Raw genomic sequence first — 26068 nt, forward strand, 5'->3', positions numbered from 1 at the left:
ACCGTGACCCCCTCCCCCGGCCTGACCGATCTGCTGCCCGCCCTGGGCGGGCGTACGCTGGTCATGGGCATCCTCAACGTCACCCCGGACTCCTTCTCGGACGGCGGCCTGTTTGCCGGAGAGGCGGAGGCCGTCGCCCAGGCCGAACGGCTGGTCGGCGAGGGGGCGGCGATCCTCGATATCGGCGGCGAATCCACGCGCCCCGGTCACGTGCCGGTGCCGGCCGAGGAGGAGCAGGCGCGCGTCCTGCCGGTGATCCGGGCCGTCGCGCCGCGGCTATCGGTGCCGATCTCCATCGACACCTACAAGGCGTCCACGGCCCGCGTCGCGCTGGAAGCCGGCGCCCGGATCGTGAACGACGTCTGGGGCCTCCAGCGCGAGCCCGACATCGCCAACGTGGCTGCCGCGCATGGTGCGCCGGTCATCATCATGCACAACCGCGAGACGATCGAGGCGGATCTCGACATCGTCGCCGACATGTTGGCCTTCTTCGAGCGGTCCCTCGTGATCGCCCATCGGGCGGGAATCCCGGATTCCGAGATCGTGCTCGATCCGGGGGTCGGTTTCGGGAAGACCTGGGCGCAGCATCTCGAGGTCCTGCGGCGTCTTCCGGAGATCCGCGCCCTCGGATTTCCGGTCTTGGTCGGCGTCTCCCGCAAGTCGCTCCTCGGCCGCCTGCACGACCGCGAGACCCGACCGGCCGATCGGCTCTACGGGTCCCTGGCCGCCCATGCCCTTGCGGCGACGCTCGGCGCCGACATCGTGCGCGTGCACGATGTGGCGGCACATGTCGACGCCATGCGGGTCGTCGACGCGGTGATGCGTCCGGAGGCCCGCTGAGCCATGGCGAGCGACCTGATCCGCGTCACCCGAATCGCCGTGTTCGGCCGGCACGGTGTGTTGGCCGAGGAAGCGGTGCTCGGACAGCGCTTCTACATCTCCCTGGATGCCGAACTGGACCTCTCCGCGGCGGGCCGCTCCGACGACGTCGGCGCGACGGTGAGCTATGCCGATCTCACCGCGATCGCGGCGGCCGTCGCCACCGAGCGGCGCTTCAACCTGATCGAGGCCCTGGCCGAGTCGATCGCCGAGGAGATCCTGGCGCGATGCGCGCCTGTGGACGCCATCACCGTGCGGATCGACAAGCCGAGTGCTCCCGTCCCGGCGATCTTGGACAGCGTGAGCGTGGAGATCACGCGCCGCCGGGGCGCCCAGCGATGAGGGCCTATCTCGGCATCGGCAGTAATATCGGCGACATGGCCGCGATGCTCGATCGCGCTGTGGTTGGGCTCGCGGCGATTCCCGGCATCACGGTCCTGGCGCGCTCGTCCGACTACCGGACGCCACCCTGGGGCAAGACCGACCAGCCGTGGTTCCTGAACGGAGCGGTCGCGGTGGAGACGGACCTCACGCCGCACGGCCTGCTCGATGCCTGCCTGCGGGTCGAGCATGACCTCGGGCGCGTCCGCGAAGAGCGCTGGGGGCCGCGGGTCATCGACATCGATGTCCTCGCCTACGAGGGGGCCGCCGTCGACGACGCGCGCCTCGTCCTGCCGCACCGCCACGTGCGCGAGCGCGCCTTCGTGCTGGTACCGCTGGCCGAGATCGCGCCCGACCTCATCATCGGCGGCGAGCGCGTGAGCGACGCGTTGCAGAAGCTCGATCGGAGCGGGATCGAACGGGTCTGAACGTCTCTCTCGAAAAGGACCGGAGGGCCGCGTCTTATCCGCAGCGGCGTGCAGCCATGCTGAACGCCGCCCACCGCATGACCAGCTGCGGAGTCGAGCGCCGTGTCTGGAGCGCTTCGATGCCCACCAGGGCGGCGTCAGGACGAGACGATGACGGGCGTACGGGCGATCGCGGCGCGTCAGCGATCGCCGGGTTCGACCAGCTTGCTGTCGTCCTCGTCGAGGAGCGGCACGTCATACTCCCGCAGGACCTTGTCGATGTCGGCCTTGCGCTTGCGCAGTACGGTGTTGAGCGAACGCTTCCAGTCGTTCTCGCCGATCCGGACGCCCATGGCGATCCGATAGGCCATCGGTGGCCGCTCCGGCTCCTTCAGCAACGGCACGACGCTCATCGCCGTCGGCGATTGCTTGGCGAGCCAGCCCGCCGCCGGACCCCAGAGAACGGCCGCGTCGATCTCCTTGGCGGCCAGCGCCGCGATGATCTCGGCGGCCACTGTCTGGTACTTGCGCGCGGGGTCGAGCTGGTACGGGGCGTAGGCCTTCATGGTCGAGACCAGACCGAGGTCGCCCATCCGATTGACCGGCGGCGTCCCGGCGATGACGCCGATGCTCTTGCCCTTCAGCCGGGGATCGTCGAGGCCCATGACGCCGTCGAACTCGCCCGTGCGGGTGATGAGCGTATAGGCGGACCGGTAATACGGATTGGTAGTCTGGACCAAGTCGCTTCCGAAGGCCTGCCCCATGATCACGTCGCAGAGGCCGGTGCCGAGCGTGTTCCGCACGAATCCCGGACCCTGGGTAAGCCAATAGTAGCGGAGCTTGACCTTCAGTTCGTCGGCGATGATCGCCGCGATCTTGTTCTCGAAGCCGTCCTCCTTGCGTTCGGAGAACGGCATGTTGCCCGGATCACCGCAGACGCGTAGGACGTCCGTCGTGACCGTATCCGGCAAGTGCTGGGCGAGCGCCCCCTGCGCCCCGGTCAGAGACAAGGCGCAGAGGACGGCGATCCGGGCGAGCGACGACATCAGCCGCCCATGCATTCCTTCTCCGCCTTCTTGGCGGTGTCGGGCTTATCCTCGTGATCGGAGGGACGGATACGGCCGATCGCTCCGGCGGCGCGCGCCTTCAGATAGACGTAGAGGTCATCCGAGTAGCACATGACGTTCTTGTTGTCGCCGAAGGCCGGCATGACCTTCTGCTCGGCAGCATTCACGTCCTGCTTGCCACCCGCGAGGATGCCGATGAACTCCTCGTAGGAGAGGTGCTTCAGCGAGTCCTTCAGGGCGGGCGCATAGGTCGAGCCCATGCCGTCCGGGCCGTGGCAGACGTGGCACTCGGCGTGGTAGCGGCGGTAGCCGGAATACGTGTACCAATCGAGCTTCTTGCCGTCCTGCGTCACGTGGAACGTCGGGTGACCCTCGGCATCCGTGTACTTGCCGTCGTCCACCTTCACGGCGGCGTCGGTCGCAAGCAGCTTGGAATCCTGCTCGGCCGTCTTGTCGTTCGCGTTCAGCGAATTGGCGAGCTTGGGGTCGGCAGCGGTCTTGGCATCCTCAGCATGTACGGCAACCGTCGAGACGGTCGCTAGGGCGAGGGCGGCGATGAGCGGCCGCGTTACGATCTTGCTGAGGTTGTGCAACGCATCTGTCTCCCTGGAGCGAGGCCTTTCGTCTCCCTTCGAGCCGCAGCCTCTTGCGAGAAAGTCTAATCACAACGATGCCGGCGCGGGAACCCGCGCCGGCACCGATTTTCACTTCAAACCCTGCGGCCGATTAGTTCGGGAGGGCGAAGACCGTCAGCTGACCGCCGAGGTTGGTGTACTGGGTCAGAGCCGCGTAGCCACCCACAGCGCCGAGGCCGGCATTCGGGTCGGTCAGGCCGGCCGCGAGGCCGATGCCGGCCCAGCCGCCGACGCCCGAGAGGACGCCCACGTACTGCTTGCCCTTGTGCTGGTAGGTCATCACGTTGCCGATGATGCCCGACGGGGTCTTGAACTTGTAGAGCTCCTTGCCGGTCTTGTCGTCGACCGCCTTCAGGTAGCCCTCAAGCGTTCCGTAGAACACCACGTCGCCGGCGGTGGCCAGAGCACCGGACCACACCGAGAACTGCTCGGCGTTGGACCACTTGATCTTGCCGTTGACGCCATCCCACGCGATGAAGTTGCCCATGCCGCCGTGCGAGTTCGGAGCCGGGTACATCGAGAGGGTCGCACCGACGTAGGGCTGGCCCGGGGTGTAGGTCACCCGGAACGGCTCGTAGTCCATGCAGACGTGGTTGGTGGGCACGTAGAACAGGTTGGTCTTCGGCGAGAAGGCCGCAGGCTGCTGATCCTTCGACCCGAGGGCCGCCGGGCAGATGCCCTTGGAGTTGGTGTCCTCACCGTTCTGCTCGGTCGAGTACTTCGACACGACCAGCGGACGGCCGTAGTTCTTCGAGCCCTTGTCCATATCGACCTTGGACGCCCAGTTGACGGCCGGGTCGTACTTCTCGGCGACCAGAAGGGCGCCGGTCTCGCGGTTCAGCGTGTAGCCGAAGCCGTTACGGTCGAAGTGGGTCAGGAGCGGCTGATCCTTGCCGTCAACCTTCTGATCCGTGAGGATCATCTCGTTGATGCCGTCGTAGTCCCACTCGTCGTGGGGGGTCATCTGGTAGACCCACTTGGCGACGCCGGTATCCGGGTTACGCGCCCAGATGGTCATCGACCACTTGTTGTCGCCCGGACGCTGCTTGGGGTTCCAGGTCGAGGGGTTGCCCGAGCCGTAGTACATCAGGTCGAGCTTGGGGTCGTACGAGAACCAGCCCCAGGTGCAGCCGCCGCCGGTCTTCCACTGATCGCCTTCCCAGGTCTTCAGCGAGGAGTCCTTGCCGACGGGCTTGCCGAGAGAGGTGGTCTTCTCCGGGTCGATCAGCATCTGATCGTCCGGACCCTCGGAGTAGCCGCGCCACACCTTCTTGCCGGTCTTCAGGTCGTAGGCGGTGACGTGGCACTGCACGCCGAACTCGCCGCCCGAGATGCCGACGATGACCTTGTCCTTCACGGGCAGAACCGTGGCGGTGTTGGTCTCGCCCTTCTTCGGGTCGCCGTTCACGACCGACCAGTTGACCTTGCCGGTCTTGGCGTCGAGCGACACGAGGGTGGTGTCAGCCTGGTGCAGGAGGATGGCGCCGTCGGCGTAGGCCAGACCACGGTTGACCGTGTCACAGCACATGACCGGGATCACGGACGGATCCTGCTTCGGCTCGTACTTCCAGAGGATCTTCGCCTCATGGTCGAGGTCAAGGGCGTACACGATGTTCGGGAACGGCGTGTGCACATACATGACGTTGCCGACCACGAGCGGCGAGCCCTCGTGCCCACGCAGAACGCCGGTCGAGAACGTCCAGGCAACCTGGAGATCCTTGACGTTCTTGGCGTTGATCTGGTCGAGCTTCGAGTAGCGCGTATTCGCGTAGTCGACCGTCTGAAGAACCTGTTCCGCCGGGTTGGCGATGCCCTTCATGACGCTTTCGTTGGCCAGCGCCGGCGCGGCGACGGCCGCGACACCTGCGCCGAGCGCAAGGAGATGTACCGCTCTCATGGGTTCCTCCGACAAGTCTTGAGAGTTCTTGCGGCGCGCGAAGAGAATGGCGTCGCTCGGACTCCGACCTGACTGTTTGCGACAGGGATGGACGCCTCGGTAGCGGGCATAGTGGACTTCGAGGAGATCTACAGATCCCCTAGCCAGGAACCGCCATCCCTGAGGCGGCTCCCTCGAAACCGAGGCTTGCCCGGACCTTAAGAGATTTTTGAGCGCCGTCAACTCGCTGTTCGAGGCCTGTGGGCAGACGGTGAAAGCTTCTTTTCGCGTGACAAAAGGATGAAGAATGTCATCGCCCTGCGAAAAGAAATGCTGCGATGCACAAACGATTTTGCGGTTCTGATCACTGTTGGAGCGGGGCGACGCACTCTGTCCATGCAGGACTTGCAGTCTTCGGGCCTTTGCTTGGTGCATGCATGCGCGATTTGCGTGCCGGCGCGGCGGAGCGAGGCCGGGATCTAGCGAGCGTGGGCGGCTGAGCGCGTGCAGTGCAAGGCGGCGTGACAGCAGCGCCTTGCCGAATTCTCCCGGATCCCCCCTGTGCGCCCAGTCGCCGCATGCTCTTTAGCCCTTGATCCGGGCGCTCCTGCGCGGTGGGGGCGCGTCAAATTGCCGAATCGTCCCGATCGGTTCGGCGGACGGTCCGGCGTTCGTGCTCACAGAAGGAGCAGGCTGCGCTCGACACCCGTCGCGGCGCCCCGGACGGTCCGAGGCCGACTCACAGGGCTCCAACCGGACCCGTGCTTTCGAATTCCGCGACATCGCCAACCAGATCGGTCATGGAAATGTTCAGACGGCGGCCGCTGGACAGGCGGAGCTGCGCATCGGGCTCGAGCCAGACCGGGCGCAGTCCGGCGTGACTACCGTACAAGTTGCCGTAAGCCACGACACCATCGTCACGCCGCTCCACGACGATTCGGTAGCGAACGCGAACGGGTTCGCAACCCTCCGCCGAGACGAGACCGCGGCCGGTCAACGTCTTCAGAATCTCGTTCGGTTCGAACATACGCGGGACGCAAGGGCGGGAATAAGCGGCAATCCTATTGCCATTTAATCCCGCTGCCCCACCGAGTCACGCCCGGCACTGGTAACCGTTCCGCCACCGCCGGGGTGTTGTCAGCCTTCCGCGCCGGCGCTTGCGACCACCGGCTCCGCCTGGGGCGCCCGGACCACGATGCGCCCGGCCTCGACCGAGAGCGCCAGCCGGCCCTGCTTCAGAGCCAGAGCCTTTTCGCCGAACAGCGTCCGGCGCCATCCCTGCAGGGCCGGCACTGCGGCCCCGTCATCGTCGGCCACCGCCTCCAGATCGTCGACGGTGGCGATGATCTTGGGCGCGACGCCCTCGGCCTCACAGACCGCTTTCAGCAGGACCTTCAGAAGTTCGACGATCGCGCCGTTGCCTCCGCTCCGGCGGACGCGCTCGGGCATCTGGACGGAACCGGTGTCGCGGGCGAGCCCGCGCTCCACCGCCGCAACGATGTCGGCGCCCGTCCGGGATCGCTCGAAGCCCGCCGGGATCGTGCGCAACCGCCCGAGCGCCTCGGCATTCCGCGGTGCCGCCGAGGCGATATCGATGACCGCCTCATCCTTCAGGACGCGCCCGCGCGGAACGTTGCGCGCCTGCGCCTCGCTCTCGCGCCAAGCCGCCACTTCCATCAGGACGGCGATCTCGCGGGGCTTGCGCATCCGCCCTGAGAGACGCCGCCACGCCTGCGCGGGATCGGCGCGGTAGGTCTCGGGAGAGGTCAGCACCGCCATCTCCTCGTCGAGCCAGGCCCCGCGATCGGTGCGCAGCAACTCGGCGACGAGAACCTCGTAGACCTTCACCAGGTGGGTGACGTCCGACAGCGCGTAGGTCAGCTGCGCGTCCGAGAGGGGGCGCCGCGACCAGTCGGTGAAGCGGGACGACTTGTCGATCTTCGCCTTGGCGACGTCGTTGACGAGCTGCTCGTACGATACGGAATCGCCGTAGCCGCACACCATGGCGGCGACCTGCGTGTCGAAGAACGGGTGCGGGAGGATCCCGCCCATCAACCAGATGATCTCCAGATCCTGCCGGGCGGAGTGGAACACCTTCACCGTGCGCTCGTCGGCCATCAGCGCGATGAACGGGTCGAGGTCGATCCCCGGAGCCAGGGGGTCGACGAGCACGCCCGTACCGTCCGGCGCCGCCATCTGGATCAGGCAGAGCTTCGGATAGTATGTCGTCTCGCGCATGAACTCCGTGTCGACGGTCACGAAGGGTTGCTCGGCGAGGCGAGAGCAGATCTGGCGCAGCGCGTCAGTGGTGGTGATCAGGTCCATGGACCGCCTATACGCAACCGCGACGCCCATGGGGAGCCGCGCCCGGGAAGGTCCCCATCTTTCGCGCGTTTCCTGTCATCGTCGACCTGTTGTCCTCACCCCAAAGCCGCAACCGCCGCCGTCCGGCGCGCGCGCGCCTGCCGACGGATCCGCGACGCGTCGGCGCGACGCTGTAGCTCTGCACACTTGAGAAGTCTGTCGAGGATTCCCGTCTCGATGCGCTCGCCGGTGGCCCTGTCGACGAGGCGGCGGATCCGGTCGACCCGGAATCCCCGGTAGCCTCCGCGCCGTCGATCGAGACCGCCGAGCAGCGTCCGCCCCGGGCCGAGCCTGAGTTCCCGCGCGTCGAGGGACCGGCTGCTCCAGGCGCCGGCCGCATCCTCGTAGACGATGTCGAAGTCACCCGTGAGCGGCAATGTCCGCCATCCCGATACGGACGTCGACCGCGGCGGCCCGGCGGTTCGCGACGGGCGGGAAAAAGCGTTGTCGTTCATGGACATGATATGGGGATGGGACGGCCCGACCGGTAGGCCGGCGGGCGGTTCCGGATCGGCATTCGGCGCCGCCTTGTGCGTCCCGCGCTTGACTTGGGGGGCCTCGCGTGAATGGTGCCGGCCTTCCCAGAGAAGTAGCCCGACATGCACCGTTACCGTTCCCACACCTGCGGGGCGATCCGCCCGTCCGACGTCGGGCAGAGCGTCCGCCTCTCCGGCTGGTGCCACCGCATCCGCGACCACGGGGGCGTGCTGTTCATCGACCTGCGCGACCATTACGGCCTGACGCAGTGCGTGGTGGATTCCGACTCGCCGGCCTTCAAGGCGGCCGAGGGGGTGCGCTCGGAATGGGTGGTGCGGATCGACGGCCGCGTCCGCACCCGGCCGGCCGGTACCGAGAATGCCGAGCTGCCGACGGGCGCGGTCGAGGTCTACATCGACGACCTGGAGGTGCTGGGTCCGGCGGGCGAGCTGCCGCTGCCGGTGTTCGGCGACCTCGAATATCCTGAAGAGACGCGGCTCCGGTACCGCTTCCTCGACCTGCGGCGGGAGAAGCTGCACGCCAACATCATGAAGCGCGGCGCGATCATCGATTCGCTCCGCCGCCGGATGCGCGAGGGTGGGTTCTTCGAGTTCCAGACGCCGATTCTGACCGCGTCGTCCCCCGAGGGCGCCCGCGACTACCTCGTGCCGTCGCGCGTCCATCCGGGCAAGTTCTACGCGCTCCCGCAGGCGCCGCAGCAGTTCAAGCAGCTCACGATGATCGCGGGCTTCGACCGCTATTTCCAGATCGCGCCCTGCTTCCGCGACGAGGACGCCCGGGCCGACCGCTCGCCGGGCGAGTTCTACCAGCTCGACATCGAGATGAGCTTCGTCACCCAGGAGGACGTGTTCCAGGCGGTGGAGCCGGTCCTGCGCGGCGTTTTCGACGACTTTGCCGAGGGCAAGCGCGTCACGCAGGCGTTCCCGCGCATCACCTACGCCGATTCGATGCTGAAATACGGCGTCGACAAGCCGGACCTGCGCAACCCGTTGATCATCGCCGACGTCACGGACGCCTTCGCCCGCGAGGACGTGGCCTTCAAGGCGTTCAAGGGCGTGATTGCCGGGGGCGGCGTGGTCCGGGCGATCCCGGCGACCGGTGCGGCGTCTCAGCCGCGTTCGTTCTTCGACAAGCTCAACGACTGGGCGCGGTCCGAGGGCGCGCCGGGTCTCGGCTACATCGTGTTCGAAGAGGAAAACGGGCAGCTCTCCGGCAAGGGGCCGATCGCCAAGTTCATTCCGGCCGACGTTCAGAAGCTGATCGCCGAGAGGGCCGGCGCCAAGGCCGGCGACGCGGTGTTCTTCTCCGCTGGCACCGAGGGCAAGGCGGCCGGCCTCGCCGGCAAGGCGCGGATCCGCATCGGCGACGAGCTGGGCCTCTGCGACAAGGACCAGTACGCCTTCTGCTGGATCACCGACTTCCCGATGTACGAGTGGAGCGAGGAGGAGAAGCGGATCGACTTCTCCCACAACCCGTTCTCGATGCCCAATATCGACCGCGAGGAGTTCCTGGCGCTCGACCTCGATGCCCTGGCTTCCGAGGACGAGAACGGCCCGAACACCAAGCGGATCCTCGGCATCAAGGCGTTCCAGTACGACATCGTCTGCAACGGCGTGGAGCTGTCCTCCGGGGCGATCCGTAACCACCGTCCGGACGTGATGGAGAAGGCGTTCGCCATCGCGGGCTACGGCCACGAGGTGCTGGAGCAGAAATTCGGGGGCATGCTCAATGCCCTGCGCATGGGCGCCCCGCCGCACGGCGGCATCGCGCCGGGCGTCGACCGCATCGTCATGCTCCTGTGCAACGAGCCGAACATCCGCGAGGTGGTGCTGTTCCCGATGAACCAGCGCGCCGAGGACCTGATGATGGGCGCGCCCTCCGAGGCGACGCCCAAGCAGCTGCGCGAGCTGCACATCCGGCTCAACCTGCCCGAGAAGAAGGCCTGAGGCGTCGATAGACCTGCCGCGCGGTGGCGAGCCTCGTCGCGATCGTCGTCGCCCACGACAGCGCCGACGTCCTGCCCGCCTGCCTCGCGGCGCTCGCCGGCCAGCACGTGCCGGCGATCGTGGTAGACAATGCCAGCCGGGACGCCTCCGCGGCCGTCGCGGAGGCCGCCGGCGCGCAGGTGATCCGCAATGCCCGGAACGAGGGCTACGGTCGCGCGAACAACCGGGGCGTCCGTGCGGCCGAGACCGCCGAGCATGTCCTGATCGTCAATCCGGACGTTGTGCTGCACCCCGGGGCCGTGGATGCCCTCCTGGACGCGGCCCGGACCTGGCCGGATGCCGGCATCCTGGCTCCGCGCCTCGTCGAACCCGACGGGCGCTTCTTCTTCCAGGCGCGCTCCCTCCTGGCGCCCCATCTCGGGAATCCCGGCGGCCGGCTCGCGCTGCCGCAGGGCGATGCCTGCGCCCCGTTCCTCTCCGGGGCCTGCCTGATGATGCCCCGCGCCCTGTTCCTGGATCTCGGCGGCTTCGACGAGAACATCTTCCTGTTCTACGAGGATGACGACCTGTGCCGCCGCGTCGCCGAGGCCGGCCGGGCACTGGTCCATGTCCACGCCGCGACGGCGCTGCACGGGCGCGGCCGATCGTCGGCGCCGGAGCCGGGGCGGGTCTTCCGGTCCCGCTGGCACCAAGCGTGGTCACGGGCCTATGTCAGCCGCAAATACGGCCTGCCGGATCCGAGCATCGCGGCCCTGATGACCAACCTGCCGAAAGTCCTGCTCTCCGCCCTGGTCCTGCGTCGGGCGGGTCTCGAGCGCTATGGCGGCTCCGCGGCGGGCGCCCTCGCCTTCCTGCGCGGCCGCGACGCGCTGACCCGCGAGGGCCTGACGGAATGACGGCGCCGACGATCGCGGCCGCGCTCGAGCGTGGGCGCAACGGCTTCACCGGCCTGCGGCTGGCCCTGGCCCTCGCGGTCGTCGTGTCCCACGCCTTCAGCGTCGCGACCGGCGCGGCCGGCGACGAGCCCCTGGCCGGTTTCACCGGCTACACCCTCGGCGAGCACGCGGTGAACGGCTTCTTCGCCGTGTCGGGCTTCCTCGTCACCATGAGCTGCGACCGCCGCGGGATCCGCGACTACGTCATCGCCCGGACCCTGCGCATCGTGCCGGGGCTCGTGGCCGCGACGCTGGTGGTGTCCCTGGGGCTAGGTGCGGCGCTCACCCGCCTGCCGGTCGCCGACTATCTGCGAGACCCGGGTGTGTGGTCCTTCATTCGCGGAACCCTGACGACCTTCAAGAGCAACGCCGCCCTCCCCGGAGTCTTCGAGGCCAACCCCTACCGGGCACCGCTCGGAACGGTCTGGACGCTGAAGTATGAGGTGCTGTGCTACCTCGGGGTTCTCGCCGCCGCCTTGAGCGGCCTGCTCCGGCGACGCTGGTCGGCGGTCCTGATCGTGGCCGGGCTGGCGCTGGCCCTGTCGGTCGTGACCGGCCTGCGGGGATCCGAACTCGCGAAAGGCACCGAGACAGCCCTGCGCCTGCCGCTGATCTTCGCGGCGGGGGCCGGGCTCTATCTGTGGCGCGACCGGCTGCGGGTCTCGGCCGCCGCCCTCGCCTGCCTGGCCTTCGGCGCGGTCGTTCTCGCGCGGACGCCGGCCTACCCGGCCCTGCTGTTCCTGGCCGAGGCCTACGGCGTGATCTGGCTCGCCCTCGGGCCGATGGCCCTCAGGCCGTTCGATCCGTCGGCCGACCTGTCCTACGGGACCTATCTCTATGGCTGGCCGGTGCAGCAGACCCTGCACGCCCTGTGGCCGGAGGCCTCCGGAGTCGCGCTGCTCGCCCCTGCCCTCGCGGTGACGCTGCCGGTGGCGGCCCTGTCCTGGTACGGGGTCGAGCGGCCGGCCCTGGCGCTGAAGGCGCGGGCGCTCGGGCGGCGACGCCTGGGCACGATTGAGCCGGCGGGACCGTGAGCGATCCCGACAGGCCGCTCCCGCCTGCCGCCGCCTTGGCGCTGGCAGCGAGGCTGCTGGAGGCCCAAGGTTTCACGGTCGTCGCCCGGAACGAGCGCGGCGACAGCCTCTACCTCGCGCGTCCGGGCCAGGACGCCACCCTTCGTCTGTCCAACCATGCGCGCCGCCCGCGGCAGCGACGGACCCATCCCGAGGTCGCGACCAGCCTCGTCGTGGCGGTGCCGAAACGGGCCGGCCAGATCGAGGCGATGATCGCGGCGGCCCTTCGGGACTATGCGGCTCGCGCGACCGCAAGCCTTGCTGAGGAAGATCGAAGGACCGGACAATAGGAAAACATTGACATAAACGGCCGCCAAAGCTAGGCATTTTGTCCGAGCGGAGGGTAGGGCCGATGGCGCGCGTGATCACGGATCGTCATGCTCGGGAGATTGCGATTCTCCGCGCCGAACTCTCGGGCCTCGCGGTCGGCGTCAAGCTGATCCGGTTAGAGCGGGTCTTGAACCGCAAGTACCGACCCGACCAGCCGCGCGCACCGGCCGGGCAGTCCGATGGCGGCCGCTGGACTTCGGACGGCGCCGACGGTGCGTCCGCGGCGCAATCGCAAACAGAAGACGCGGTCCTCGGAGATGGGTCGCGGGTTCTCTCGATCCGGATCCGAGCCAGACCGCACACGGAATGGGACGAGCAGCATACGGTCACCGGACCGGACGGCACGCGCACGGTCTTCGAGACGTCAGGTCTCACCCAGACGATCCGCGACGGCGACAGCGGCGAGATCCTGGCGCGAAGCGTACTCACGCAGGATGGGGCGGAACCGGAGGCCTTCGTCCAACCGGCCCGAAGCCGGCCGCGCCCAGACGATGACCTGGCGCGGCGCTTCGCGAGAACGCTTGATGCGGCGGGGTCGCTCTTTTCGGTTCTGTCTGGAAGGAACACAGATAATCGCAAGGCTATTTTTACTGCGCCAGCGAGTGAGTACATTCCAGGTGATGCCTACGACGATCGAGCCATGTGGGTCGGGGCCATCGGACAATCCGAGTTGGATCAACTATGTCCGCGTAATCGGGAGGTACAGGCTATAGCGGATTCCGTGGCTGCTGATGTAAGGGCGTCTGGCAACTACTTCGACGGAAGGGATTTTGGCAATAAGGTCCACGCTGGCATTTCTGGCATTATAAATTCCAAAAATGATCCCAATTTATTGGCTGAGACGTCCTACGATGCCACGTCGGGCGCAGATGGTAAGTATGGCGCACGCGGAACAATCCGGCTAGACGTGCTTGAGCATTCACAACCATCGACCGTCTGTGTATACGATCACAAGACCGGAGACGCGCACCTCCGAGGACCACGTGCAATCGATGTTGCCACCGTCGTACAGAGGCGCTACCCGGGTATCCTTCGATATATTCTAATTCAGATAAAGCCAATGGCATGACGAACGCTCGCCAAGTCCGTCCGATATTTCAAATATTGAAGAAAAATCATTCAAATCTCAAGCAGGCAGGCGGCCGTTACTTGGTTGTAGCGCCTGTTCATCATATCGCCCGTGGCATCCTTATCGAGCGTTGCTCCGACCCAGATTGTTGCTGGCCACGGCTGGTTTTAACGGCACTCTATCTTGCAGGACTGCGCGGGGATATTGCCATCGGCACATACTTCGAAGGGTTGGCAAGGCCTGTTACGTCCGCAGAGAAATTCTGGCGCTGGTCTGACTCCACGATGATACCAGAGGTCATTGCGGTACTGGAAGACGTCGCGCTTCCGAAACTGGCATTCTATGGAACGCCGGAAGGCTACGCGACGCTGCCGCCAAGGCCCCATCAAATCCGCGACGAGCCCCACGAAGACCGCATGATCGTCCACATCGCGGCCGGCGACCTCGATGCCGCTCGAAGAATCTGGCACGAACAACAACCCTGGCACGCCGGTAAGTCGTTCCCGCCGGGGTCGCGCCCGCATCAATGGCAGGTGCAGCTCGCCGCGGTTGCGGAACCGCTCATGGCCGGCGATCGCCCGGCGCTGGCCAAGATCCTGCACGCATGGGAGGCGGCCAACGTCCGGGGAACGGAGCTGGAGCCCTATTGGGAGCCCACCCCCTTCCCGCTGGAGCGATGAGCCGGCGTGGATCTCAGCCCGCGTCCGCCGCGTCGCGCAGGTACGGCTCCACCGTGCCCTTCAGCTTCACCGTCATCGGGTTGCCGGCGCGGTCGAGGGTCTTGCCGGCCGAGAGGCGCACCCAGCCCTCGCTCACGCAATATTCTTCGACGTTGGTCTTCTCGACGCCCTTGAAGCGGATGCCGACGCCACGCTCGAGCAGGGTCGCATCGTAATATGGGCTGTCGGGGTTGACCGAGAGGCGGTCGGGCAGCGCGGGATCGGACATGGTCAGGCTCTCAGTTCTGCGTGAGCGGCGAAGATGGGCCGCGGATTACGCAATCCCCTGCTCGCCTGCAACGGCGGCCGCTGCCGCGATCAGGTACGGCGCGTCGCCGCCCTGCAGCAGGGGCACCAGCCGCGTCACGTCGGCGTGCGGCAGGTCCCACCACGCCGCCGCCACCAGGGCCTCCGCGGTCGCCGCGTCGAACCGGTGCCGCACCACCCGCGCGGGATTGCCCGCCACCACCGCGTAGGCGGGCACGTCGCGGGTGACCACGGCGCGGGCCGCCACCACGGCCCCGTGCCCGATCGTGACCCCCGAGAGGATCATGCAGCCGGACCCGAGCCAGACATCGTGCCCGATCACCACGTCGCCCCGGGAGGCGTGGTAATCCTCCGGCGCCCGCGCCTCCGGGAACAGACCGCGCATCGCGGCGAACGGGTAGGTGGAAACCCAGTCCAACCGGTGGTCGCCGCCGAGCAGGATCTCGACCTTGTCGGCGATGGAACAATAGCGGCCGATCGTCAGCCGCCGGCCGCTCTCCGGGAAGCGGACTTTTGGACGCCCGTACGAATAAGCGCCTATGGAGAAGCCGTAGGTCCTCGCCAGCTTGGCGAGGTGGATCCGGGTCTCGTTGTGCGGGTTGCGCCCCCTGCGCAGCCGGTGCAACAGACCGATCACGACGCGGACCGGTGCGATGCGCGACCGCGTCGTCCTCGGAAAAGCAGGTGAGCGGGAGCGTGGGCGATGGCCGATAACATGTCCGAGGACCTCAAGGCCGGGGCGCTCGTCTACCACCGCCTGCCCAAGCCCGGAAAGCTGGAGATCCAGGCGACGAAGCCGCTGGGCAACCAGCGCGACCTCGCCCTGGCCTATTCCCCCGGCGTGGCGGCGGCCTGCATGGCGATCTACGACGATCCGCAGGAGGCCGCGACCCTCACGATCCGCCAGAACCTCGTGGCGGTGCTCTCCAACGGCACGGCCGTGCTCGGCCTGGGCGATATCGGCCCGCTGGCGTCCAAGCCCGTGATGGAGGGCAAGGCGGTCCTGTTCAAGAAGTTCGCCGGCATCGACGTCTTCGACATCGAGGTCGACCAGAAGGACGTGTCCAAGCTCGTCGACGTGGTCTGCGCCCTGGAGCCGACCTTCGGCGGCATCAACCTCGAGGACATCAAGGCTCCGGAGTGCTTCGAGGTCGAGGAGCAGTGCCGGGCTCGGATGAACATCCCGGTCTTTCACGACGACCAGCACGGCACCGCGATCATCGTGGCCGCGGCCGTCCTCAACGGCCTGGAACTCGCCGGCAAGACGCTCTCCGACGTCCGGATCGTCACCTCCGGAGCGGGCGCGGCGGCGCTCGCCTGCCTGAACCTCCTCGTCTCGCTCGGCGCCACCCGTGAGAACATCACGGTCACCGACATCAAGGGCGTGGTCTACAAGGGCCGCCCGGAGCTGATGGACCGCTGGAAGGACGTCTACGCCCAGGAGACCGACAAGCGGACGCTCGCGGAGGTCATCCCGGGCGCGGACGTGTTCATCGGCCTCTCGGCCGGCGGCGTCCTGAAGCCCGAATACCTCAAGGAGATGGCCGAGAAGCCGCTGATCATGGCGCTCGCCAACCCCTACCCGGAGATCATGCCGGATCTGGCCGAGAAGGAGCGGCCGGACGCGATGATCTGCACCGGCCGGTCGGATTTCCCGAACCAGGTCAACAACGTCCTGTGCTTCCCGTACATCTTCCGCGGCGCGCTGGATGTCGGCGCCCACAAGATCAACGAGGAGATGAAGAAGGCCGCCGTGAAGGCGATCGCGGGTCTGGCCCACGAGACCACCTCGGACGTGGTCGCCCGGGCCTATGGTGGCGAGGCCCGGCCTTTCGGGCCGAAATCCCTGATCCCGAGCCCCTTCGACCCGCGGCTGATCCTGCGCATCGCCCCGGCCGTGGCCAAGGCCGCCATGGATTCGGGCGTGGCCGGCCGGCCCCTCGCCGACCTCGACGCCTACGTCGACAGCCTCGACCGGTTCGTGCACCGCTCGGGCCTGATCATGAAGCCGCTGTTCTCGAAGGCGAAGAGCGAGCCCAAGCGGGTGATCTACGCGGAGGGCGAGGACGAGCGGGTGCTCCGCGCCGTCCAGGCGATCGTCGAGGACAAGGTCGCGCGGCCGATCCTGGTCGGCCGTCCGCGGGTTGTGGAGACCCGGCTGAAGCGCTTCGGCCTGTCGATCGAGCACGGCCGCGACTTCGAGCTGATCGATCCCGAGGACGATCCGCGCTACCGCGCCTACGTGCAGACCTACCTCGAGGTCGCGGGCCGGCGCGGCATTACGCCGGACGCGGCCCGCACGCTGGTGCGCACCAACAACACCGTGATCGGGGCCATCGCGGTGCGCCGCGGCGAGGCCGACGCCCTGATCTGCGGCCTGGAGGGCCGGTTCGAGACCCGGCTGCGCATCATCCGCGACGTGATCGGGCTCGCACCCGGCGTGGAGCAATGCGCGGCCATGAGCCTCGTGGTGACCCATAACGGCGCCTACTTCCTGGCCGACACCCATGTTCGCCAGAACCCCACCGCCGAGGAGATCGCGGACGTGGCGCAGGCCTGCGCCAGCCATGTCAGCCGCTTCGGGATGACGCCGAAGATCGCGCTGCTGAGCCACTCCGATTTCGGCCAGTCGGACTCACCCTCCGCGATGAAGATGCGCGACGCCCTCGCGCTCCTGCAGCGGCGCGATCCCGACCTGATGGTCGACGGCGAGATGCAGGCCGATTCGGCCCTGAACGAGATGGTGCGCGATCGCGTGCTGCCGGGCTCTCGCCTCAAGGGCGCGGCCAACGTGCTGATCTTTCCCAACCTCGACGCGGCCAACATCGCCTTCCAGTTCGCCAAGGTGCTGGCGGACGCGCTCCCGGTGGGGCCGCTGCTGATCGGTCCGGCCAAGCCAGCCCACATCCTGACGCCCTCGGTGACCGCCCGCGGCATCGTCAACGTCACGGCCGCGGCGGTTGTCGAGGCCCAGGCGGACGAGGCCATCCCGGTCGCCACCGGCGAGAGCGGGGCCGGAATGATCTCCGCATAGACCGGCCGGGTCGGCGGCCGCGCGCGTGGCCGTCGATTTGCTTGCCCGTTCCCGGGGATACCAGAACGCCGGGAGATGACGCCATGTGCGCGGGCGACGATCCGACCTGCCATGACTTCGAGGAGCACCGCCGCCGGTTCCGGCGGGATCTGGAACCGGAGCGGCGCGCGTTCCTGAAAAGCGGCTTCGCGGCGACCGGCGCCGCCGCCGCAGCCTTCGCGGCCGGCGGCCCCTCGCTGGTCGGCCCCGCCCTCGCCCAGGCGAGCGGCGCCAAGATCGCCGCGACCGCGCATCATCACCTGCCGGCCAACGCCGAGACGGTGCATTGGGGCTTCTTCAGCCGCAGCCTCAAGCCGCAGGTCGAGATCGGTTCGGGGGACTTCGTCACCATCGAGACGCTCACCCACTAGGCGAGCGACGACGCCGAGCGGATGATCCAGGGCGATCCTGGCGCCGAGAGCGTCTATCTGTGGACGAAGGACAGGATGGGCGTCTCGCCCCGCGGGGCCGGGGCCATGGACGCCAAGGTCGGCCCGGGCGGTGGCCTCGGGGTGCACATCTGCACCGGCCCCGTGGCGATCCGCGGCGCCGAACCGGGCGACGTGCTGGAGGTGCGGATCCTCGACGTCGCCCCCCGCCCCTGCGCCAATCCCAAGTACAAGGGCTTGACCTTCGGCAGCAACGCCGCCGCCTGGTGGGGCTACCACTACAACGACCTGATCACCGGCGATAAGCCCCGGGAGGTCGTGACCATCTACGAGGTCGACGCCACCGGCGAGCGTGACTGGGCGCGCGCGGTCTACAGCTTCCGCTGGCCCGGCGTGACCGACCCGTTCGGCGTCGCCCATCCGACCATCGACTATCCCGGCCTGCCGGTCGACCATACGAAGACGCAGAAGACCTACGAGGTGCTGAAGGGCATCCGGGTGCCGATCCGCCCGCATTTCGGCACGATGGGCGTCGCCCCCGCCGAGGCCGACCGCGTGAACACCATCCCGCCGAGCTACACCGGCGGCAACATCGACAATTGGCGGATCGGCAAGGGCGCCACCCTCTACTATCCGGTGGCGGTGCCGGGGGCATTGTTCTCCGTGGGCGATCCCCATGCCAGCCAGGGCGATTCCGAGTTGTGCGGGACGGCCATCGAGTGCTCGCYCACCGGCACGTTCCAGTTCATCCTGCACAAGAAGGCCGACCTGCCGGGCACGCCGCTCGAAGCCCTCGATTTCCCGATGATCGAGACCCGGGAGGACTGGGTCCTGTCCGGCTTCAGCTATCCCAACTACCTGCGCGACCTCGGTCCCGATGCGCAGAGCGCGATCTTCCAGAAATCCTCAATCGATCTCGCCATGCGGGACGCCTTCCGGAAGATGCGCCAGTTCCTGATGCACGCGAAGGGGCTGACCGAGGACGAGGCGATCTCCCTGATGTCGGTGGCGGTCGATTTCGGGATCACACAGGTCGTGGACGGCAATTGGGGCGTCCACGCCGTGGTCAAGAAGGCGATCTTCTCTGACCGGGTCGCCTGAGAGCGGGCTGCGGCGTGAGGCCGGACGGCCTCACGCGACTTTCGCGATCCCGGCCATCGCCATGAGGCCGGTGATCACCCGATAGGTCTCGGACCACGCCTCCCGGGTCTCGGGCGTGAAGTCCGAGCCGAGACCCTGCTCCAGGGTCCACAGCAGCGCGGCGCCCACCGGCGCGAAGTGGGTCTCCAGTGTTCCGTACGCCACGTGCCGGTGCCCGAGGTCGCGCACGGTCGAGACCAGGGCCTCGGGCTTGTCCAGGTTGGCCACCGCCAGCGCCAGCATGGCCATCAGCTTCCGCTTCTGCGCGGTCATGTCCTCCGGGAACAGCGCGCGGACCTGGGGCGCGATCTCGAACAGGCGCCCGTAGAACAGGTCGGCCGCGGTGTCGCCGATCGGCTGCACCTTCGCGAAGCTCCCCTGCACCAGGGCGACCTGGGCGGCCGAGACCGCATACGAGACCCGGATGCTGGCCAGGAACTGACCGACCTCGGCGGTGAGATGCTCGGATTGATGGGACAGTTCGGAGGCCGCGCCGAGCACTTCGCTGGCAGCCGATCCGGTATTCTCCGCCGCTTCCGCGACGCCCGTGATGTTGCCGGTGACCTCACCGGTCCCGGCCGCGGCCTGCCCGACGTTTCGGACGATCTCCTGGGTTGCCGCGCCCTGCTCCTCCACCGCGGCCGCGATCGAGGTCGCCACGCTGTTGATCTCGCGGATCCGCGCGGTGATCGCCCCGATCGCCTCGACCGCTTGGCCCGTGGAGGCCTGCACCCGCGTGATCTGCCCGGCGATCTCCTCGGTCGCCTTCGCCGTCTGGTCGGCGAGCGCCTTCACCTCGGCGGCGACCACCGCGAAGCCGCGGCCGGCCTCCCCGGCGCGGGCGGCCTCGATGGTCGCGTTGAGCGCCAGAAGGTTGGTCTGCCCGGCGATCGCCGAGATCAGCCCCACGACATCGCCGATCTTGCCCACGGCGCTGCTCAACGCCTGGACCAGCGTGCCGGTCCGGTCGGCCTCGGACGCGGCCAGCCGGGCGAGATCCGTCGAGCCGTCGACCTGCCGCCCGATCTCCTGCACGGAGGCGCCGAGTTCCTCGGCGGCCACAGCCACGGTGTTCACGTTCCTGGAAGCCCGCTCGGCGGCCGCCGCGACGGTCATGGACTGGCCTGCGGTCCGCGCGGCGGTGTCGGTCATGGTCTGCGCCGTGATCTGGAGGGCCGAGGCCGAGGCCGCGACCTGACCGATCATGCCGCCGACCGCCTGCTCGAAGCGTTCGGCCATCTGCCGCAAGCTGTCCCGGCGTTGGTCGTCGGCGTCGAGCCGGGCCTGCTCGGCCCCAGCCTCCAGTTGACGGGTGCGGATCAGATTGTCCCTGAACGCCTCGACGGCCGCCATGATCGGCGCGAATTCGTTCCGATACGCCCGCACCGGGATATCGACGGAGGTGTCGCCGCTGGTCAGGGACCGCATCGCAGCGGCGATCACCCGGATCGGATGGAGCACGCCCCGCGACACGGCGACGAGACCCAAGGCGACGAGCAGCAATGCGGCGACCAGCGCCGCAGCGTTGCGGAGGAGAACCCGGTCCGCCGCCCCGGCAAGAGTCTCGGCGCGGGCCACCATCTCGTCGAGTGCCGAATCGGCGAGATCGACGATGGTCGCCTGTTCGACCGTGTTGCGGCGCCGGAGTTCCTGGAACGTGTAGGGCGACGGCGTGTGCTGGCTCAAGGCATCGAAGACCGCCTTGGCCGAGGCGGCGGCCTCGCCCTCGAAATTGTTGCGCTTGGCCTTCTCGAACGCCGCGCGCGTGGTGTCGGCGACACCGGCCGCGGCCTCGCTCGTGCTCATCCAGGCCATCTGCACCTTGGCCCGCTCCTCGGCCGCCGCGACGGTCTCCGGGAGCGACCACCCCGTTCCGACCGCCAGTGACGTGTGCACGCGCAGAGCGACGTTCCCGATCGCGACGCGGGTCGTCCAGGCGGAGCGCTTGAGGACGAGGTCGCGCTGCAGGTCGGCGTCGGCGCGCGGGATCGCGGAATCCACGGCGTCCGTCGTCGCGGTCAGCGCGTCGAGGAGCTCTTGGAAGGCCTTGAGAACCGCGGGAAACAGCGTCGGGTCCCGCTGCGCCTTCGGGACGCGCAGGGCGGCATCCACGCGGGGCCGCAGCGCGTTCGTGGCGTCCTGCGCCGCATTCAGGCGACCCAGCGTGGCCGAGACGGCGGGCACGTCCTGACCCCTCAGCAGGTCCTGAACGGCGTTGAAGCCGGCGATCATCGCCTCCCGGTTGGTCGCGAGGGCCGCCAGGCTGTCCGTATCGGCGGCCGCCTCGCCGCCGAGGACGAGCGACGCGCCCCGCTCCAGGCGCACTGGCAGGATCGTCTTGAGCAATTGTCGGCTGGCCCGGCTCAATGTGACGGCCTCCTGCGCCTGCCGGGTTTGTGAGCGCGCATCGATCAGAGCATCTGCCGTGTAGGCCAATAACATCGCTGCCATTGAAAATATTGCAGCAGACATGACTGCTCGAATTGACGCTCTACCAAACCAATACATTGTAAAGAATTCCCATTGTCGACGAACGCTCGATGCAACGCCCGCATGATATCAAATGATCTTTGGATTGCACGTCCAGATTTGCGGCCGAAATGCTCTCTTCAATCAAAAAATGAGAAAAATCAGCCTCGGTGAGATAGTATCAATCACGCGTGGCCATAATTTGATTGAACGACATGTTTGCTGGTTAAATTTGAATTCTTAATTCTCAATCTCGCACTTTGCTGCGACCTGTCGGCGAGGCATTTCGAGGCCACGTGTATGAGCCGTCGGCGCTCGGATCGGTGCCTGAGCGTTCCTGACGAGGGACCGGCTTTCGTGGGCGCACGATGCGTGGTGACGGGGCCCAGGCGCGCGCCGTGATGCGTGTCGCCTGCATCGGGACCGAGGCCCCGGGCGGCGGCGCTGCCTGGATCAGACGGGATCGCCCAGGATCTCGACCCGCCCATCGAGGCCGACGACCCGCCCGAGGCCGCGCACGCGGTTCAATAGGCGATCGCCGCTCAAGGCTTCCCATGCCTTGGGCAGACGCAGGACCACACGGCCGTCCTCGACGATCAGGGGCGCCCGATCGAGCGCACCGTCCATACCGGCCGAGATCGGGAAGGCGACTCGGAGCAACGCGCCCAGAAGGCGCGCCCGTTCGAACAGGCGCGGACCGGCCACATTCCGGAGGATCGGGTTCGCCTTCTCGGGGGCGAGACCCGTGTGCCGAAGCGAAACCGAGAGGGCGAGATAGGCTCGGCCCGGGTGGTCGACGCCGACGAAGGCCGCATTCTGGATCGCCGCAATGCTCTGCTCGTCGCGGTAATCGGGATGCGCCCGCCAGCCCACATCCGAGAGCAGGCACCCGGCGTGGCGGAGACGCCGCTCGTCGGCGGTTTCGTGACCGTCCAGGCTCGCGACGAATTGGTCCGTCCAGGCGATCAGCTCCTCTCCGTGGCGAGGCGAGCGCGCGCGCAGGACATTGAACTCCGAAGCCGAGGCCAGGAGTGGATCGATCAACCGGGTGTCGCGGTCGAGCTGCTCGAACAGCAGGCCCTCGCGCACGCCCGAGGCCGAGATCGCCACCTCCAGCGGGCGGCCGACGCGGATGATCTCCTCCAGTACCACGGCCCCGTAGGCGAGCAGGGGGCGGCGGGCCTCCGAGATCGCATCGACGTCCTGAAGCAGCGCCACGTCGGTCTGTTCGACGACCTGGAGGAAGCTCAGCTCGTCGGAGGGCTCCACGGTGTAGCCGTGCATCACGTGGACGGGATAGCCGCGGGCCGCCTGATGGAGCCGCGCGATGGCCCGCCACGTTCCACCGACCGCGTAGAAGGTCCGCCCGCGCAAGGTCTCGAGTTGCGGCGCAGCCTTGCGCATGTACTCGCGGACGATCTTGGCGGCCTTCTTGACCGAGCCGCCGGAGAGATCCTGAAGGGCGAGGCCGCCGAGGGGCATGGTCACCCCCTGGCCGACCACCGTCCCGCGGACGTCCACCAGTTCGAGGGATCCGCCGCCCAGGTCGCCCACGACCCCGTTCGGTGCGTGGAAGCCCGAGACGACGCCGAGCGCGGAGAGTTCCGCTTCGCGCCGTCCCGACAGAAGCTGGATCTCCTGGCCGCAGGCCGCTTCCGCGGCGCGCAGGAAATCCGGGCCGTTCTCGGCGTCCCGCGCCGCCGCCGTGGCGAGGACGAAGACGCGCCCGACGCGCATCGTCTCGCAGAGCACCCGGAACCGATTCAGGGCGGCGAGCGCCCGGACCACCGCATCCTCGTTCAGGCGACCCGTGGTCAGCACGTTGCGGCCCAGGCCGCAGAGCACCTTCTCGTTGTAGAGGGGGGTCGGAGCCCGGCTCAGGCCGTCATAGGCCACGAGCCGTACGGAGTTGGAGCCGATATCGATGATCGCCACGGGATGGCGCAGATCACCGGGATACGTCTCCGCGGCGTGCGCGAGGGTGAGGTTGGCACGAGGGCTGCCCAAACGTCCGAGTCCTTCATCAGCCCGACGCACCTGCCGGCGCGCCGTGCGGGAGGTTTAGCCCAGCCTCGCCGCGCGGCGAAACTCAGCTGCGCTGCGCACGGCGGCTCAGAGCCCGCGGGCTCGACTTCTTCGACGCCTTGCCGCGCCCCGAGAGACTCGGGTTCGTCATGAAATACTTGTGCGCGTTGAAGGGCTCCTCGCCGTCGGCGGGTTGGATCCGTTCGCAGCCGCCGGAGGCGAGCAGGCGCCAGCTCTGGCGGTTGTCGAGCAGGTTGGCCAGCATGATCTGATCGAGCACCTGCTGGTGCACGGTGGGATTGGTGATCGGCAGGAGCGCCTCGACCCGCCGGTCGAGGTTCCGGCTCATCAGGTCCGCCGAGGAGATGTAGACCGTGGCCTTGGGATGGGGCAGCCCGACGCCGTTGCCGAAGGCGTAGATGCGCCCGTGCTCGAGGAAGCGCCCGACGATCGACTTCACGCGGATCGTCTCCGACAGGCCGGGGATCCCCGGACGCAGGCAGCAGATGCCGCGCACCACGCAGTCGATCTGAACGCCGGCCTCCGAGGCGTCGTAGAGCGCGTCGATGATCTGGCTGTCGACCAGCGAGTTGCACTTGATCCAGATCGCCGCCGGACGTCCGGCCTTTGCGTGGACCACCTCCGCCTCGATGTGCTCCAGGAGCCGGTTCTTGAGCGTCAGCGGCGACACCGCCATCCGCTCCAGCTCGGCCGGCTCGGCGTAGCCGGTGATGAAGTTGAAGATCCGCGACACGTCGCGGGCGATCGCCGGGTCCGCGGTGAAGAACGACAGGTCCGTATAGATGCGCGCGGTGATCGGGTGATAGTTGCCGGTGCCGACGTGGCAGTAGGTGACGAGCTTGTCGCCCTCCCGCCGGACCACCAGCGACAGCTTGGCGTGGGTCTTCAGCTCCACGAAGCCGAAGACCACCTGCGCGCCGGCCTTCTCCAGATTGCGCGCCCAGCGGATATTCGCCTCCTCGTCGAAGCGCGCCTTCAGCTCCACGAGGGCGGTGACGGACTTGCCGAGTTCGGCGGCCTCCGCGAGGGCCGCCACGATCGGCGAGTTCGACGAGGTGCGATAGAGCGTCTGCTTGATCGCCACGACGTTCGGGTCGCGGGCGGCCTGGGCAAGGAACTGCACCACCGAATCGAACGATTCGTAGGGGTGGTGGACGATGAAATCCTTCTGCCGGATCGCCGCGAAGACGTCGCCGCCGCTCTCGCGGATGCGCTCGGGGAAGCGCGGATTGTAGGTCTTGAACTTGAGGTCCGGGCGATCGATCCCCACGACCTGAGACAGCTCGTTGAGCGCCAGCATGCCCTCGACGAGGAAGATCGCGTCCGGCGAGATCTCCAGCTCGTCCGCCACGAAGCTGCGCAAATCCTCGGACATGCCGGCATCGACCTCGAGGCGGATCACGACGCCGCGGCGGCGCTGCTTCAGGGCGGTCTCGAAGTGAAGGACGAGGTCCTCCGCCTCCTCCTCGATCTCGAGGTCCGAATCGCGGACCACGCGGAACGCGCCGCTGCCCTTGACGAGGTAGCCGGGGAAGAGCCGCCCGGTGAACATCCCGATCACCTGCTCGATCGGGATCAGTCGCGCCGACGTCTCACTGTCGCTCACCGGCAGGCGCACGAACCGGTCGATGACGCCGGGCAGGCGGATCAGGGCGCGGAGCAGCCGGCCGTCCTTCGGCCGCACCAGCATCAGCGCGATGGTGGTGCCGAGATTCGGGATGAACGGAAACGGATGGGCCGGATCGATCGCCAGCGGCGTCAGAACCGGGAAGACGTGGTTGAGGAAGTACTCCTCCAGCCACGCCGCCTGCTCGGCCGTGAGCGAGGCCGGCTCGACGATGTCGACGTCGGACGCGTGCAACTCCTCGCGAAGCTGACGCCAGCGGGCCTGCTGGTCGGCGGCAAGTCGCGAGACCTCGGTGCCGATCCGAACCAGCTGCTCGGAGGGGGACAGGCCGTCCTGGGACGGCACCGTGAGACCGGCCCGGACCTGATCGATCAGGCCCGCCACGCGGACCATGAAGAACTCGTCGAGATTGTTCGCCGAGATGGACAGGAAGCGCAGACGCTCCAGCAGCGGATGGTTCGGGTTCGACGCCTCCTCCAGGACGCGCCGGTTGAACTGCAGCCAGGACAGCTCGCGGTTCACGTACCGCTCCGGCGAGTGCCGCAGGGACCGCCCCGCCTCGACGACCGGCTCACGGGCCGCGCCGACGGGCGGCTCCGCCGGGGTGGCGGCCGCCGGCCATTCATCATTGGCGTCGGCGGGCGGGACCGCGGCCGGAGCGGCCGTGCCGGAGGCGGGATCGACCGGCACACGCTTGGCCGCAGGGGCACGCCGGGCCGTCGGATTGGCCGCCGCGCGCCGACGGGGCTCGACGGCCTCGTCGGCGGCGTCGCGGTCCACGGGCTTCTGCGTCGATTCCATCCCCGATCCCTGTCTCTGCGCCTCGCCCCTCGCGGCGGCGCAGCCTGTATCATCCCAGACCGGCGGCCTTCACGACA

The 26068-nt window shown here is 67.9% G+C and carries 21 protein-coding genes and 1 pseudogene; 11 read left to right on the top strand and 11 right to left on the bottom strand.

The annotated features are described in order from the left end of the window. The first annotated feature begins 3 nt into the window (after positions 1-3). From folP to folK, 3 genes are read left to right on the top strand one after another with little or no spacing between them, the layout of a single operon-like run. The gene (gene folP / locus ACXJKQ_RS14115) at positions 4-840 is read left to right on the top strand and encodes a dihydropteroate synthase (protein WP_457106357.1); all 837 of its coding nucleotides are present in this window, start codon (positions 4-6) and stop codon (positions 838-840) included. 3 nt (positions 841-843) lie between these two features. After that, positions 844-1221 carry a dihydroneopterin aldolase gene (folB, locus tag ACXJKQ_RS14120; RefSeq protein ID WP_457106358.1) on the top strand — a complete coding sequence of 126 codons (378 nt, stop codon included), beginning with the start codon at positions 844-846 and terminating at the stop codon, positions 1219-1221. Continuing rightward, complete coding sequence (folK, locus tag ACXJKQ_RS14125; RefSeq protein ID WP_457106359.1) at positions 1218-1688, top strand: 2-amino-4-hydroxy-6-hydroxymethyldihydropteridine diphosphokinase; 471 nt, start codon at positions 1218-1220, stop codon at positions 1686-1688. The genes folB and folK overlap by 4 nt, the downstream gene beginning before the upstream one ends. 179 nt (positions 1689-1867) lie before the next feature. Here folK and xoxJ read toward each other — a convergent pair whose 3' ends face one another. The 6 genes from xoxJ to ACXJKQ_RS14155 form a co-directional block, all read right to left on the bottom strand. After that, on the bottom strand, positions 1868-2728 hold the full coding sequence (xoxJ, locus tag ACXJKQ_RS14130; protein WP_457106360.1) for a rare earth element methanol dehydrogenase accessory protein XoxJ: 861 nt from the start codon (positions 2726-2728) through the stop codon (positions 1868-1870). Further along, a complete protein-coding gene (locus tag ACXJKQ_RS14135) occupies positions 2713-3327 on the bottom strand; it encodes a c-type cytochrome, methanol metabolism-related (protein ID WP_457106361.1) in 615 nt (204 codons plus the stop codon). Before ACXJKQ_RS14135 ends, xoxJ begins: the two co-directional genes overlap by 16 nt. Before the next feature lie 133 nt (positions 3328-3460). Then, on the bottom strand, positions 3461-5266 hold the full coding sequence (gene xoxF1 / locus ACXJKQ_RS14140; RefSeq protein ID WP_457106362.1) for a lanthanide-dependent methanol dehydrogenase XoxF1: 1806 nt from the start codon (positions 5264-5266) through the stop codon (positions 3461-3463). 718 nt (positions 5267-5984) lie between these two features. After that, positions 5985-6272: a hypothetical protein gene (locus ACXJKQ_RS14145; protein WP_457106363.1), complete on the bottom strand. Its 288-nt coding sequence runs from the start codon at positions 6270-6272 to the stop codon at positions 5985-5987. A 110-nt stretch (positions 6273-6382) separates the two neighbouring features. Beyond that, positions 6383-7570, bottom strand: coding sequence for a ribonuclease D (gene rnd / locus ACXJKQ_RS14150; RefSeq protein WP_457106364.1), 1188 nt, complete (start codon positions 7568-7570; stop codon positions 6383-6385). A gap of 95 nt (positions 7571-7665) precedes the next feature. Continuing rightward, complete coding sequence (locus ACXJKQ_RS14155; protein ID WP_457106365.1) at positions 7666-7986, bottom strand: hypothetical protein; 321 nt, start codon at positions 7984-7986, stop codon at positions 7666-7668. Between the two features lie 222 nt (positions 7987-8208). On the opposite strand from ACXJKQ_RS14155, the gene aspS reads away from it, so the two are divergent. The 6 genes from aspS to ACXJKQ_RS14185 all read left to right on the top strand — a co-directional run bounded on the left by aspS (position 8209) and on the right by ACXJKQ_RS14185 (position 14140). Beyond that, positions 8209-10053, top strand: coding sequence for an aspartate--tRNA ligase (gene aspS, locus ACXJKQ_RS14160; protein WP_457106366.1), 1845 nt, complete (start codon positions 8209-8211; stop codon positions 10051-10053). Between the two features lie 23 nt (positions 10054-10076). Then, the gene (locus tag ACXJKQ_RS14165) at positions 10077-10949 is read left to right on the top strand and encodes a glycosyltransferase family 2 protein (protein WP_457106367.1); all 873 of its coding nucleotides are present in this window, start codon (positions 10077-10079) and stop codon (positions 10947-10949) included. Beyond that, on the top strand, positions 10946-12022 hold the full coding sequence (locus ACXJKQ_RS14170; protein ID WP_457106368.1) for an acyltransferase family protein: 1077 nt from the start codon (positions 10946-10948) through the stop codon (positions 12020-12022). The genes ACXJKQ_RS14165 and ACXJKQ_RS14170 overlap by 4 nt, the downstream gene beginning before the upstream one ends. Beyond that, complete coding sequence (locus ACXJKQ_RS14175) at positions 12019-12351, top strand: hypothetical protein (RefSeq protein WP_457106369.1); 333 nt, start codon at positions 12019-12021, stop codon at positions 12349-12351. Before ACXJKQ_RS14170 ends, ACXJKQ_RS14175 begins: the two co-directional genes overlap by 4 nt. Positions 12352-12413: 62 nt before the next feature. Then, the gene (locus ACXJKQ_RS14180) at positions 12414-13460 is read left to right on the top strand and encodes a hypothetical protein (protein WP_457106370.1); all 1047 of its coding nucleotides are present in this window, start codon (positions 12414-12416) and stop codon (positions 13458-13460) included. After that, positions 13457-14140: a hypothetical protein gene (locus ACXJKQ_RS14185; RefSeq protein ID WP_457106371.1), complete on the top strand. Its 684-nt coding sequence runs from the start codon at positions 13457-13459 to the stop codon at positions 14138-14140. The genes ACXJKQ_RS14180 and ACXJKQ_RS14185 overlap by 4 nt, the downstream gene beginning before the upstream one ends. A gap of 13 nt (positions 14141-14153) precedes the next feature. Here the strand turns inward: ACXJKQ_RS14185 and ACXJKQ_RS14190 are convergent, their stop codons facing one another. Further along, positions 14154-14408 carry a DUF3297 family protein gene (locus ACXJKQ_RS14190; protein WP_457106372.1) on the bottom strand — a complete coding sequence of 85 codons (255 nt, stop codon included), beginning with the start codon at positions 14406-14408 and terminating at the stop codon, positions 14154-14156. Between the two features lie 45 nt (positions 14409-14453). Further along, the gene (locus ACXJKQ_RS14195; protein WP_457106411.1) at positions 14454-15071 is read right to left on the bottom strand and encodes a CatB-related O-acetyltransferase; all 618 of its coding nucleotides are present in this window, start codon (positions 15069-15071) and stop codon (positions 14454-14456) included. A gap of 78 nt (positions 15072-15149) precedes the next feature. Here ACXJKQ_RS14195 and ACXJKQ_RS14200 point away from each other — a divergent pair, with 78 nt between their 5' ends. Then, on the top strand, positions 15150-17480 hold the full coding sequence (locus ACXJKQ_RS14200; protein WP_457106373.1) for an NADP-dependent malic enzyme: 2331 nt from the start codon (positions 15150-15152) through the stop codon (positions 17478-17480). A gap of 83 nt (positions 17481-17563) precedes the next feature. Beyond that, positions 17564-19009 (top strand): annotated as a pseudogene (locus tag ACXJKQ_RS14205) (acetamidase/formamidase family protein). 30 nt (positions 19010-19039) lie between these two features. Here ACXJKQ_RS14205 and ACXJKQ_RS14210 read toward each other — a convergent pair. The 3 genes from ACXJKQ_RS14210 to ACXJKQ_RS14220 all read right to left on the bottom strand — a co-directional run bounded on the left by ACXJKQ_RS14210 (position 19040) and on the right by ACXJKQ_RS14220 (position 25991). Continuing rightward, positions 19040-21556 (bottom strand): methyl-accepting chemotaxis protein, encoded by a 2517-nt coding sequence (locus tag ACXJKQ_RS14210; RefSeq protein WP_457106374.1) that lies wholly within the window; start codon positions 21554-21556, stop codon positions 19040-19042. 414 nt (positions 21557-21970) lie between these two features. After that, complete coding sequence (gene ppx, locus ACXJKQ_RS14215) at positions 21971-23524, bottom strand: exopolyphosphatase (protein WP_457106375.1); 1554 nt, start codon at positions 23522-23524, stop codon at positions 21971-21973. 82 nt (positions 23525-23606) lie between these two features. After that, on the bottom strand, positions 23607-25991 hold the full coding sequence (locus ACXJKQ_RS14220) for an RNA degradosome polyphosphate kinase (RefSeq protein ID WP_457106376.1): 2385 nt from the start codon (positions 25989-25991) through the stop codon (positions 23607-23609). Positions 25992-26068: the final 77 nt, after the last annotated feature.

This window comes from Methylobacterium sp. P5_C11 (assembly GCF_054049775.1).

What these genes read in the sequence shown, in the direction of transcription:
- folB (WP_457106358.1), top strand. Translation starts at nt 844, where the DNA reads ATGGCGAGCGACCTGATCCGCGTCACCCGAATCGCCGTGTTCGGCCGG.
- folK (WP_457106359.1), top strand. Translation starts at nt 1,218, where the DNA reads ATGAGGGCCTATCTCGGCATCGGCAGTAATATCGGCGACATGGCCGCG.
- xoxJ (WP_457106360.1), bottom strand. Translation starts at nt 2,728, where the DNA reads ATGCATGGGCGGCTGATGTCGTCGCTCGCCCGGATCGCCGTCCTCTGC.
- xoxF1 (WP_457106362.1), bottom strand. Translation starts at nt 5,266, where the DNA reads ATGAGAGCGGTACATCTCCTTGCGCTCGGCGCAGGTGTCGCGGCCGTC.
- ACXJKQ_RS14145 (WP_457106363.1), bottom strand. Translation starts at nt 6,272, where the DNA reads ATGTTCGAACCGAACGAGATTCTGAAGACGTTGACCGGCCGCGGTCTC.
- rnd (WP_457106364.1), bottom strand. Translation starts at nt 7,570, where the DNA reads ATGGACCTGATCACCACCACTGACGCGCTGCGCCAGATCTGCTCTCGC.
- aspS (WP_457106366.1), top strand. Translation starts at nt 8,209, where the DNA reads ATGCACCGTTACCGTTCCCACACCTGCGGGGCGATCCGCCCGTCCGAC.
- ACXJKQ_RS14170 (WP_457106368.1), top strand. Translation starts at nt 10,946, where the DNA reads ATGACGGCGCCGACGATCGCGGCCGCGCTCGAGCGTGGGCGCAACGGC.
- ACXJKQ_RS14180 (WP_457106370.1), top strand. Translation starts at nt 12,414, where the DNA reads ATGGCGCGCGTGATCACGGATCGTCATGCTCGGGAGATTGCGATTCTC.
- ACXJKQ_RS14185 (WP_457106371.1), top strand. Translation starts at nt 13,457, where the DNA reads ATGACGAACGCTCGCCAAGTCCGTCCGATATTTCAAATATTGAAGAAA.
- ACXJKQ_RS14190 (WP_457106372.1), bottom strand. Translation starts at nt 14,408, where the DNA reads ATGTCCGATCCCGCGCTGCCCGACCGCCTCTCGGTCAACCCCGACAGC.
- ACXJKQ_RS14200 (WP_457106373.1), top strand. Translation starts at nt 15,150, where the DNA reads ATGGCCGATAACATGTCCGAGGACCTCAAGGCCGGGGCGCTCGTCTAC.
- ACXJKQ_RS14210 (WP_457106374.1), bottom strand. Translation starts at nt 21,556, where the DNA reads ATGTATTGGTTTGGTAGAGCGTCAATTCGAGCAGTCATGTCTGCTGCA.
- ACXJKQ_RS14220 (WP_457106376.1), bottom strand. Translation starts at nt 25,991, where the DNA reads ATGGAATCGACGCAGAAGCCCGTGGACCGCGACGCCGCCGACGAGGCC.